Origin of the sequence: Atopococcus tabaci DSM 17538, from assembly GCF_000429585.1 — a bacterium.
GTDB lineage: Bacteria > Bacillota > Bacilli > Lactobacillales > Carnobacteriaceae_A > Atopococcus > Atopococcus tabaci.
Genome location: NZ_AUCD01000014.1, coordinates 25,051 through 35,528, shown reverse-complemented (window position 1 = coordinate 35,528; position 10,478 = coordinate 25,051). Strand labels below are relative to the sequence as shown.

General features: G+C 47.6%; 12 protein-coding genes and 1 pseudogene. 2 read left to right on the top strand and 11 right to left on the bottom strand.

The window, feature by feature from the left end; translation table 11 throughout:
• The 5 genes from G470_RS14665 to G470_RS0103745 all read right to left on the bottom strand — a co-directional run.
• The coding region (locus G470_RS14665; protein WP_205617880.1) for a transposase at nt 1–200 on the bottom strand (200 nt) is incomplete at its 3' end.
• 149 nt (nt 201–349) lie between these two features.
• Nucleotides 350–901 carry an acyl-CoA thioesterase gene (locus tag G470_RS0103760; RefSeq protein ID WP_028273664.1) on the bottom strand — a complete coding sequence of 184 codons (552 nt, stop codon included), beginning with the start codon at nt 899–901 and terminating at the stop codon, nt 350–352.
• 26 nt (nt 902–927) lie between these two features.
• Complete coding sequence (locus tag G470_RS0103755) at nt 928–1,251, bottom strand: AzlD domain-containing protein (RefSeq protein WP_028273663.1); 324 nt, start codon at nt 1,249–1,251, stop codon at nt 928–930.
• The gene (locus tag G470_RS0103750; protein WP_028273662.1) at nt 1,241–1,957 is read right to left on the bottom strand and encodes an AzlC family ABC transporter permease; all 717 of its coding nucleotides are present in this window, start codon (nt 1,955–1,957) and stop codon (nt 1,241–1,243) included. The genes G470_RS0103755 and G470_RS0103750 overlap by 11 nt, the downstream gene beginning before the upstream one ends.
• A gap of 638 nt (nt 1,958–2,595) precedes the next feature.
• Entirely contained in the window at nt 2,596–3,900 is a 1,305-nt protein-coding gene (locus tag G470_RS0103745) for a pyrimidine-nucleoside phosphorylase (protein WP_028273661.1), read from the bottom strand.
• A 187-nt stretch (nt 3,901–4,087) separates the two neighbouring features.
• On the opposite strand from G470_RS0103745, the pseudogene G470_RS12605 reads away from it, so the two are divergent.
• Both G470_RS12605 and G470_RS0103735 read left to right on the top strand, forming a co-directional pair.
• Nucleotides 4,088–5,279, top strand: a pseudogene (locus G470_RS12605) (glycine C-acetyltransferase).
• A 71-nt stretch (nt 5,280–5,350) separates the two neighbouring features.
• Nucleotides 5,351–6,313 carry an L-threonine 3-dehydrogenase gene (locus G470_RS0103735; RefSeq protein WP_028273660.1) on the top strand — a complete coding sequence of 321 codons (963 nt, stop codon included), beginning with the start codon at nt 5,351–5,353 and terminating at the stop codon, nt 6,311–6,313.
• A 69-nt stretch (nt 6,314–6,382) separates the two neighbouring features.
• On the opposite strand, the gene manZ is transcribed toward G470_RS0103735, so the two are convergent.
• The 6 genes from manZ to G470_RS0103705 form a co-directional block, all read right to left on the bottom strand.
• On the bottom strand, nt 6,383–7,228 hold the full coding sequence (gene manZ, locus G470_RS0103730; RefSeq protein ID WP_051258402.1) for a PTS mannose transporter subunit IID: 846 nt from the start codon (nt 7,226–7,228) through the stop codon (nt 6,383–6,385).
• Nucleotides 7,229–7,246: 18 nt separating this feature from the next.
• Nucleotides 7,247–8,068: a PTS mannose/fructose/sorbose transporter subunit IIC gene (locus G470_RS0103725; protein WP_028273658.1), complete on the bottom strand. Its 822-nt coding sequence runs from the start codon at nt 8,066–8,068 to the stop codon at nt 7,247–7,249.
• Nucleotides 8,069–8,090: 22 nt separating this feature from the next.
• Entirely contained in the window at nt 8,091–8,579 is a 489-nt protein-coding gene (locus tag G470_RS14660; protein ID WP_028273657.1) for a mannose/fructose/sorbose PTS transporter subunit IIB, read from the bottom strand.
• Nucleotides 8,580–9,011, bottom strand: a complete 432-nt coding sequence (locus tag G470_RS14655) for a PTS sugar transporter subunit IIA (protein WP_028273656.1) — start codon at nt 9,009–9,011, stop codon at nt 8,580–8,582. It abuts the gene before it with no gap.
• A 165-nt stretch (nt 9,012–9,176) separates the two neighbouring features.
• Nucleotides 9,177–9,851: a ribose-5-phosphate isomerase RpiA gene (rpiA, locus tag G470_RS0103710; RefSeq protein ID WP_028273655.1), complete on the bottom strand. Its 675-nt coding sequence runs from the start codon at nt 9,849–9,851 to the stop codon at nt 9,177–9,179.
• A 44-nt stretch (nt 9,852–9,895) separates the two neighbouring features.
• The gene (locus G470_RS0103705; protein WP_028273654.1) at nt 9,896–10,357 is read right to left on the bottom strand and encodes an ASCH domain-containing protein; all 462 of its coding nucleotides are present in this window, start codon (nt 10,355–10,357) and stop codon (nt 9,896–9,898) included.
• Nucleotides 10,358–10,478 lie beyond the last annotated feature (121 nt).

Genomic DNA, 10,478 nt, shown 5'->3' with positions numbered 1-10,478 from the left:
CTGTAGGCATAAAGAAGAGACATGATGAGTGGTTTTGGGTGATAGGCAGGACGACCGTCCTGAGTCTCAAAAATTTTAAAGTAATGATCGTCTAATGAATCGACAAAGTTATAGATAGAAAAAACAATATGGTTGGGATCAATACAAGTAGATAATTCTAATGGAAGTGAAGTTTGATTCATGTTATATTGTACGTACATAAAAAGCACCCCTTTAATGTTTAGTGTCGTTACTAATATTATATCAGGGTGCTTTTTGTATGCCTAATTATATATAGCAAAAACGACGAGAAAATTAGTTAATCTAATTTCTCGTCGTTTTTATTTAGTGGCTTTTGTCCCAGCCTCTTTTATTTGTCTTCTTTTTCGTCCAGCCACGGCGGCAGCATGGAGACCGCTTCTGCAAAGCGGATGTTGAAGTCTCTGTCTGTCAGGCGCTTTTGGCGGCGCATCTCATACCCTTCGCACACCATCTTCTCTTCTGTCGTTTCCGGTTGAATTTGCGGGAGCTTGATGAGTTCATCCTCGTGTTCCTTTACCACCACAAAGGAAATGAAACTCGTCGCTCCGATGTATCGTTCACCCGTAACCAAGTCTTCTCCCATCACTTTGGCAAAGACTTCCACGGAGGTGTTTCCGGCCCCTGTCACGTATGTTTCTACGCAGACCGAATGCCCGGAATGAATGGGATGAAGAAAATCCAATTTGTCCATCGACGCGGTGACGATGGAATTGTTCCGAGCAAAGCGGGACACCGATATTGACGCTGTATCGTCGATAAGGCTCATCAGTTTTCCGCCAAACAACGTGGCATGATGGTTTAAATCGGAAGGAAAAACACGGTGAGTTTGAACCACTTTTGTTTCCGTACATGTTTTTACAGTTCGCTTGTCTTCAGGCATATCTTTCTCTCTCTTTCTTTCCGTTATTACACTACGTATAACATCAACGCAATGGCCAAGACTCCCATCATCATGGACAAAAGCATATTTTTTGTTTTATAAGCCAAATAAAAGACGATGATGGAAGGAATCAGTTTGGCATTGTCGAACGGATGAGCGTTGAATGTGTCGTTCCAAAAAAAGATATCTGAAAAGACCAACGCAGAAAAAATGGCCACCGGGATAAACGACATCCATTTTTTCAACGGCGCAGAAATCTCGCGGTTGCTCAGCATCAATACCGGCAGCACACGTGGAAGATACGTCACCACTGCCATTCCGATAATCAGCCACATTTGACTACTTGTCATACTGCATCGCCTCTTCTTTCTCTGGTTTTTCCTGTCGACGGCTGTCAAGCAGATAGCCGGCAAACGAAGCAATCAGCGCTGCGATTACCAATGAGATGTTGTGCTGCAGCAGAGCCTTCAGTATGACGGCCGAAATACCGGCAACGATTCCCACCACGAGATGCGCTTTAGAAACAAACTGCTCCAAAAGCATACAAATAAACATGGCAATCAACACATAGTTGACAACAGCTGTATGGATGTGGAGAGTTGTCCCGATCATCCCACCTGCTACCGTGCTGAGGACCCAGGAAGAATAGGCCAAAATATTGGCCGCCAGTCCTTTTTCCGGAGACCAGTTGCCTGTGGTGAAGCGGTGGGTATTCAATCCGAACGCTTCATCCGTCAACGTATGGCTGAACAGCAGAAGGAACGGGTACGACTTCTTCTTCAAATAACCTGAGATACTCGAAGACATCAATAAATGCCGTAAATTTAAAAAGAAGGTCATCAGTATGATAGATGGCACCGTGGCACCGGCCGCTGCCATCGATGCGGTCATAAATTGAGCGGCACCGGCGTAGACGAGCAGGCTCATCAAAAAGATGCCGAATGTGGAAAACCCGGCACTCTGCAGAGCCATTCCACCTGCGATCCCTAAAGGTATATAACCGACAGCAACAGGAATCATCTGCTTACATCCTTCCAACCAATCTTTCTTTGTCATAAAAGCCCACCCCCTAAATCACTTGACCGCTATTATATCATATTGCTGGAATGTTTCGGATGAAAAAATGGAATTCCTGTCTGTCGGTGCATCAAAAAAGGAGAGGCGCTCGGCCTCTCCCTTCTTCATACGATAGTGCGATTCCTTCACACACAGTTTACAGGATGGAAATTGTCTATTCCATCTTCCGCTTTTCATCGAAATGTCTGTTGTCTACATACTTGGAATCACACTACCATTAGCGCACTCTCGAGTTTCAGCAAGTACTTCTTCGATCTTGCTTACTTCTTGTTCCAGTTTCAAACTTCAGCTTCTGTCTCGACTGGTACATTCTTTTTCAATACGTGTACAGTGGTTGACTTCCAAAACTTTTTGCTTGTCGCTGAATAGAGAGTGCGCCTGGACGACCTTTCACATCGTCCCCTCGAACCATGAAGATGGTTCTGTCGTAAAGAGCGATATGCATTCTTCCGACAGCTTTGCATCTCCCTCTCTACGTCTATAACATAGCATGCAACCGCCAACATTACAAGTGTTATTTAATATTTTTTCGAAAGTTTTTTTGAGTTTATTTTTAAGCGTAAAAAAGCCTGCAAATCAGCATTTAAATACTGAATCGAAGGCTTTTTGCAAGAGTCTTAAGCGTTCTCGATGATTTCATGGATCAACGGAAGAGCATCTGCTTTTTCTTCAATGGAAATGCTTTGCAATACTTTCTCTTTCACATCCTGAACGTCTTCGCGGTTGCTGTGGAGAAACGCCAACGGTTCTCCTTGTTTAACCCGGTCACCCACTTTTTTGTTCAACACGATTCCGACCGCCAAATCAATGCTGCTCTCTTTTGTTTCACGCCCCGCACCGAGCATCATGGATGCCACACCGATGCTGTCGGCCACGATATGAGACACAACCCCATCTTTTTCGGCTTCCACCGGGATTTGGTATTCTGCCTGTGGGAGTTTTTCCGGATGATCGATGACATCTGGGTCACCGCCTTGGGATGCGACAAACTGTTTGAATTTTTCCAAGGCTTTGCCATTCTCCAAGTTTTCTTGCAGCAACGCTTTGGCTTCATCCAAATCATTGCCCACACCTCCCAAATGTGCCATTTGGCTGCCCAACACGAGGCAGAGTTCCGTCAAATCTTCGGGACCTTCTCCTTTCAACGTGTCGATGGCTTCTTTGACTTCCAAGGCATTTCCGATGGCATATCCAAGCGGCTGGCTCATATCTGAAATGACTGCCATTGTTTTCCGTCCCACCTGGTTTCCGATACGGACCATGGCTTGCGCCAGTTCACGGGCGTCTTCCACGGTCTTCATGAATGCACCGGCACCCGTTTTCACGTCAAGCACGATGGCGTCCGCTCCCGAAGCAATCTTTTTGCTCATGATGGAGCTGGCGATCAACGGAATGGATTCAACCGTACTGGTGACATCTCGAAGAGCATACAATTTTTTGTCGGCCGGTGTTAAGTTCCCGGACTGCCCTACGACCGCCACTTGGTTTTTGTTGACCAAGTCAATGAATTCTTCTTGGGAAATCTCCACATGGAAGCCTGGAATGGACTCCAACTTGTCAATCGTGCCGCCGGTATGCCCGAGTCCTCTTCCGCTCATTTTGGCAACCGGAACACCGAGACTGGCAACCATGGCGGCCAATACCAATGTGGTGGTGTCGCCGACGCCCCCGGTGGAGTGTTTGTCCACTTTCACACCTTGAATGGCAGACAGGTCAATCTGTTCCCCTGATTCCACCATCGCCTGCGTAAGAGATGCGCGCTCATCGTCCGTCATATCATTAAAGTAGATGGCCATCAGCATGGCACTCATTTGATAATCTGGAATGCGGCTTTCGGTGTAGCCTTCAACCATCCATTGGATTTCTTGCGCGGTCAGTGCTTCTCCGCGCTGTTTTTTTTGAATTAAATCAACCATTCTCATAAACGTTCCCCTCCTGCAATCGACATTAAAGCGTTTCCTCTATATTCTATCACACCATCTATGCGAACAGATTGATTTTATTCGTTTTTTACTTCTCTCTCATCCTGACCACATTTTTCATAAAAATGGAATGTAAGCGCATTCTCGTTATGGTGAAATGGGACAAAGAAAATGAGGAGGCCAACACATGACAAGCAGAAAGTTAAGCGCTTTTTTAGAAAAGAGCCTGAGGGAGTTGCGTGAACAAGGCTTGTACAATGAAATTGATACGGTTCAAGGTCCCAACGGTCCTGTCATCACCATCAACGAAAAAACGTTGATTAACCTGTCGTCCAATAACTACTTAGACTTTGCCAACGACGAACGGTTGAAAAATGCCGCCAATGAAGCGACGAACATATATGGTGCCGGAGCCGGTGCTGTGAGGACAATCAACGGAACCCAAACAATCCATGACGAATTGGAACGAAAGCTGGCACAATTCAAACAAACCGAGGCCGTCATTGCTTTCCAATCCGGATTCAACGCGAATATCGGGGCCATCCCCGCCATCAAGACCAAATAAGATGCCATCCTCTCAGACGAGCTCAACCACGCGTCCATCATTGATGGCTGCCGGTTGTCCGGCGCCAAAGTGATTCGTGTACGCCACCAGGACATGGATCATCTCCGGGGAAACAGCAAAAGAAGCAACCGAAAGCGGACGGTACGAAAAAGTCATGTATATCACGGACGGCGTCTTTTCCATGGATGGAGATGTGGCCAACCTTCTTGAAATTGTGGAAATCGCAGAAGAGTATGATTTGATCACCTATGTGGATGATGCACACGGTTCGGGCGTGATGGGGAAAGGCGCCGGTACCGTGAAACATTTCGGACTGCAAGATAAGGTTGATTTACAGATGGGCACCTTGTCGAAAGCCGTCGGTGTGGTCGGGGGCTATGTTGCAGGAAAACAAGAAGTCATCGACTGGCTGAAAGTACGGGCACGTCCATTTTTGTTTTCCACTTCCATGACTCCAGGAGCAGCCGCCGCCATCATCCAAGCTGTTGACATCATGATGCATTCCACAAAAGAGCATGAACAATTATGGGAAAATGGCCGTTATTTGAAAGAAGGGCTCGAGACATTAGGGTTTAACATCGGGCATTCGGACACGCCTATCACCCCGTGCATCGTCGGGGAAGAAAAACTGACCCAACAGTTTTCCCGCCGTCTCCAGGAAGAAGGTGTCTATGCCAAATCCATCGTCTTCCCTACAGTCCCAATGGGAACCGGACGTCTGCGCAACATGCCGACTGCAGCCCATACAAAAGAAATGTTGGACCAAGTGCTTCTTGTCTACGAAAAAATCGGAAAAGAACTCGGCGTGATCTAGCCTTGAAGTCCCAGGAGCAGCTGTCAAAATTTTTTCCGGCTGCCGCCCAATTCTCGGGGGAGGAAAATACGATGAAAAAAATATTGATTACTGGAGCATTGGGGCAGATCGGTTCTGAACTGACTGCCCGTCTGCGAGAAGTTTACGGATCACAAAACGTTATCGCGACCGATATCCGCCAACCTGAATTTTCCAACACAGGCACTGGAATTTTTGAGATTTTAGATGTCACCAATCAACAGGATATGGAAATGTTGGTCGAAGAATACCAGCTGGATACCCTCATCCACCTGGCGGCGCTGCTTTCTGCAGTGGCGGAAGCAAAACCGCAGCTGGCTTGGGATGTGAACATGAACGGGTTGATGAATGCAGTGGAAGTTGCCCGGGTGCATGGCTTACAATTTTTCTGCCCCAGTTCCATCGGCGCATTCGGGCCCCAAACGCCGAAAGACCATACTCCTCAAGTCACCATCCAACGGCCGACAACCATGTACGGCATCACCAAAATCAGCGGGGAACTGTTGTCGGATTACTATTTTCATAAGTTCGGCGTCGACACCCGCTCTGTCCGTTTCCCTGGTTTGATTTCTTACGACACTCTCCCGGGAGGCGGAACAACCGATTATGCGGTGGATATTTTTTATGAGGCCCTGCACAAAAAGACCTACGCTTCTTTCATTGCGGCAGGTACCAAAATGGATATGATGTACATGCCAGATGCCATTGACGCCATCATCCAGTTGCTGGAAGCCGATGCCTCCCGCTTGCATCACCGCAATGCGTACAATATTTCTGCGATGAGTGTCGCCCCGGAAGACATCGCCCGGGCCATTCAAAAGTACCTCCCTGAGTTTGAACTCACATACGCTGTCGATCCTGTCCGTCAAAGCATTGCGGAGTCCTGGCCGAATTCCTTGGATGTGTCCTGCGCAGTAAATGAATGGGGCTTTTCTCCAAAATACGATTTGGACCGTATGACTAAAGACATGTTGAAAAAGTTGAACAAAAAGTTGGAAACGAGTGTCGCTCTATAAACCGCACAAAAAAGAGCCGGGTGCATCGTCAGCAACCCGGCTCTTCATTCTATCTTTTATCGCACCTGCTTAAGCCAGCCATCCCAGCCAATAGCCAACGATTCCCACTACAAAAATACCCAAAATAATGGTCAGCGGGCTGACTTTTCTGCGCAACAGCCACATCACCAAGAAAGTGAGGAGCAGCGGCAGCAGACCAGGTATCAATTGATCGAGAATGCCTTGGACAGTGGTGACCACTTCTTCCCCAGTTTCAGGGTTCTCTGCACGGGACACAACCAGCGGCACGTTGATGGTCGTCCACTCGTTGACCAATGCCCCCATGATGAACAATCCTAATACAGACGAGCCAACAGTCAATTTTTGGAGCAGGCCTCCGCTCATATCTTTGATGAGGTTCGTTCCCGTTCGGTAGCCATAATCCAAACTCCAATACCGGAATCCTACCCGCAGCACATTGAACAGGACAAAGAACAAAATCGGTCCTAAAATGCTCCCGTTCAAAGCCAAACCTGCACCCAGCGCCGCGATGATCGGCCGGGCGGTTCCCCACCAAATCGGGTCTCCCACGCCCGCCAAAGGCCCCATCATTCCGACTTTCAGTCCATTGATGGCTCCGTCATCAATCGGTGCGCCTTTCCGTCTCTGTTCTTCCATCGCCGCCGTTACGCCAAGAATCGGCGACCCCATGAATGGCTGTGTATTAAAAAATTCCAAGTGACGCTTCATTGCTTGTCTTCGGTCCTCGTTATTCTCCGGGTACAATTTTTTCAAGAACGGAACCATGACAAACAGGAATCCCAACGCATGCATCCGTTCAAAGTTCCATGAAGCCTGCCAGAAATTGGACCGCCAAAACGCATTGTTGATTTCTTTTCTTCCAAACAGCCGCTCATCTTTTTTTTCGGTTGCCATAAGTGCGTCAGTCCTTTCTTAATCCAATTCATCGTCCAAGTCGTCATCCAATGAGTCTTTGCTGCCTTCCGGATCTGCTGCGGTTCTTGCGGCAGCGGGTTGATTGAACTGCGGGCTGAGCTGGACATATAAGAGAGCCAATACCAAACCGATAATTCCCATTCCAACCAAGTTATAATCCCCGAAAGCTGCCATGGTGAACCCTAAGAATAGAAACGGCATCAATGAACGTGTCCGCATCATGTTGATGACCATTGCGTACCCGACGACCACAATCATTCCTCCGGCTACGTTCAACCCGCCGATGATGACTTCCGGAATCGCCCCTAAAAAGTTTTGGACCGCATCGGTTCCTACGGTCAATGCAACGATCAAAGCGGGAACGGCTACGCGCAAGGCCTGCACGAACAATGCTGAAATATGGAGGATATCAATCATCCGGAAGTTTCCTTCTTCCGCTGCTTTATCTGCTCCGTGCTGGAAAAAGACAGTAACCGTACGTGCCACAATGGTGAGTACTTGACCGGCCGCCGCCAAAGGAATCGCCAACGCAATCCCGGCTCCGATGTCTTGGTTTCCTGCAATAACGAAAATGGTGGAGATGATGGACGCCAGTGCCGCATCCGGAGCTTGCGCTGCCCCGATGTTCATCCACCCCAATGCAATCATTTCAAGTGTCCCGCCGATGATAATGCCGGTTGTGAGATCGCCCAATACAAGTCCTGTCAGCGTACAAGCGATGAGTGGACGGTGCATTTGAAATTCGTCCAACACACTCCCCATACCTGCGATACCAGCAACAAGGAAAAGCAATACAATTTGCAATGTTGACAACGCCATCCAGGCTCATCCTTTCTTTTCCTTACAGATTGTTCTCATTCAGCAACTTGATCATGTTTTGTTTTGGATCATTGACCACGCCCCTTACATCCAGCTCAATGCCTCTGTCCGCCAACCTTCTGAAACAATCCGCTTCTTCTTTGTTGACAAAGTTGGATTTGTTCAACTTCACCTTCCCTTCTTTATACGAAATCCCGCCAATATTGATGGATTCGATGGACACGCCTTGCTCGATCAACTTCTCCACATCAAACGGATTGGTGAACAGCAGCATCACCCGGTCGTTTTCATATTTCGGGTTGTTGTACACACGCACCATTTTGTCTACGCCGACCACACTCACTTTCACACTCGGAGGAGCCACTTGTTTCAATAAGGTGGACCTCACTTCGTCTTTGGCAACTTCATCATCCACTACAATGATTCTACTGACGTTGGAATCTTTCACCCAAACAGTGGCCACTTGTCCATGAATCAATCGATCGTCAATCCGTGCAAGTCCGATTTTCATCTACAACTCATCCTCCTCTACTTCGTCTTTTTTCTTCAACGCCTGGTCAAACAGTTGGACGCTCATTTTTCCCGTCTCCACCGCCAATCGGGCAAGTTCTGCCAATGGCGTCAGACTCCTTTGCGCCATGATTTCCAACAGCATCGGAATATTGACCCCCGCCACCAGTTCTGTGTCGGGCAACTCCATGGCAATGCGGGCTCCTGCATTGAACGGGCTTCCTCCGAACAAATCGACCAAAATCAGCAACCCGTCGGATGTATCCAACGCTTCGAGTTCTTTTTTGTACTTTTCTACAAGTGAATCCGTGTTTTCACCCGGAAGAAAATCCAATACTCTAACATTGTCTGAAGGTCCCATAATCATTTTCACTGAACGAAGCATTTCTACACCCGCTTTTCCGTGTGTACAGATCAGTACTGCCGTATTCATGAACAACCTCCTCACTTTTCGTTTTCGTCCGCCGACAAAAGCTGAAGTTTCGCCTTCATTATACAAAGCCATCTGTTTTAATGCAAGCGTTTACATTATTATGCAGACAGCTATAAGACACCCATCGCGTCAGGAAATGGGTGCCTCTTTTGCTTTATTTATTGCTTAACGGACGTCTTTCACTTCTGGCCCGTCTTCGTAACCGACAATGACCGTGTGCACACAATCCAAGAACAATCCGTGCTCGACAACGCCGGTCAGACCATCCAGCCACTCGCCCAATTGATGCGGGTTGGTGATTTCGTTCATCTCAAGGTCGATGATGTAATTGCCGCTGTCTGTTTGGTAGGTCTGTCCGTCTTCATCTGTTCGGAGAGTCGGCCGGTACCCTTTCTTCTCAAACAAACGAAGAAGCTGGCCGCTTCCAAAGGACACTACTTCCACAGGCAGCGGGAAGGCGCCCAGTTTGTCGACCAGTTTGCTTTCATCGACAATCCAAATCACTTTATCAGAGTACGAGGCAACGATTTTTTCAAACAGCAATGCACCGCCTCCGCCTTTGATGCCCTGGTAGTCGGCACTGATTTCATCGGCTCCATCGATGGTCACATCAATTTTTTCCACCTCATCGATGTCTTTCAAAGGGATGCCGACAGATTGTGCATGTTCGGATGTACGGGACGAAGTGGTCACTCCTGTTATGGTCAATCCTTCCTCTTTGATCCGCTTGCCTAAAGCTTCCACCATGTAGTAGGCCGTTGAGCCGGTTCCCAGCCCCACCACCATGCCTTCTTCCACGAATTCAGCCGCTTTGTACCCAACCATTTTTTTTAATTCCATTGCCCGCACCCTTTCTTTTATTTGCTTGATTGATTCTCCATCCTTTAAGCTGCAAAAACCACTTCGAATTCCACACAGAGAATATCCATTTTTGTGGAGAATTCCAATTCATTTCTCTCGAGGACACGTTTGAAAAATGGTTTGTGATTTTCTCTCCATGTTTCCAATGAACGGTCCTCTTCTCCCGCCTTGTAGGCGAAACTCTCAGACACTTCATCAAAAGGACATATCTGGCCATCCAATATTTGGATGACGGCGACAGCCACTCCTGTGCTGTCCAACAGCACATAATGGTCGTTCACTTCCGGACACGAGATGCCCTCTGAACGCATCGCCTCCACTGGATAGCTGTATACTGTCTTCAACCCGGACAACACCAATACATTCGACCATTTGGTATAGTCTTCTGAGTCTCCCAGTTTCCATACACCATCGCATCGTTCCGGAACACTCGGGTGATTCGTACTAAACGCTTCCCACAGTCGAACTGCCGTTTCATTTCCCATTCAACTTAACCTCTCTCATTTGTAACTCGTATTCTTCATTGGGTATACTTTGCTCATTTAAAACAAAATCATTCGTATTGTACCATATTCCCTCTTTTTTTCTAGTCTTCTTTTTGTCTTG

Bases quoted from the DNA above. Each gene is read 5' to 3' on its own strand.
- G470_RS0103750 (WP_028273662.1), bottom strand. From the start codon at position 1,957: ATGACAAAGAAAGATTGGTTGGAAGGATGTAAGCAGATGATTCCTGTT.
- manZ (WP_051258402.1), bottom strand. From the start codon at position 7,228: ATGGCAACCGAAAAAAAAGATGAGCGGCTGTTTGGAAGAAAAGAAATC.
- G470_RS0103705 (WP_028273654.1), bottom strand. From the start codon at position 10,357: ATGGGAAATGAAACGGCAGTTCGACTGTGGGAAGCGTTTAGTACGAAT.
- G470_RS0103755 (WP_028273663.1), bottom strand. From the start codon at position 1,251: ATGACAAGTAGTCAAATGTGGCTGATTATCGGAATGGCAGTGGTGACG.
- G470_RS14655 (WP_028273656.1), bottom strand. From the start codon at position 9,011: ATGAATACGGCAGTACTGATCTGTACACACGGAAAAGCGGGTGTAGAA.
- G470_RS0103745 (WP_028273661.1), bottom strand. From the start codon at position 3,900: ATGAGAATGGTTGATTTAATTCAAAAAAAACAGCGCGGAGAAGCACTG.
- G470_RS14660 (WP_028273657.1), bottom strand. From the start codon at position 8,579: ATGAAAATCGGACTTGCACGGATTGACGATCGATTGATTCATGGACAA.
- rpiA (WP_028273655.1), bottom strand. From the start codon at position 9,851: ATGGAATTAAAAAAAATGGTTGGGTACAAAGCGGCTGAATTCGTGGAA.
- G470_RS0103735 (WP_028273660.1), top strand. From the start codon at position 5,351: ATGAAAAAAATATTGATTACTGGAGCATTGGGGCAGATCGGTTCTGAA.
- G470_RS0103725 (WP_028273658.1), bottom strand. From the start codon at position 8,068: ATGGCGTTGTCAACATTGCAAATTGTATTGCTTTTCCTTGTTGCTGGT.
- G470_RS0103760 (WP_028273664.1), bottom strand. From the start codon at position 901: ATGCCTGAAGACAAGCGAACTGTAAAAACATGTACGGAAACAAAAGTG.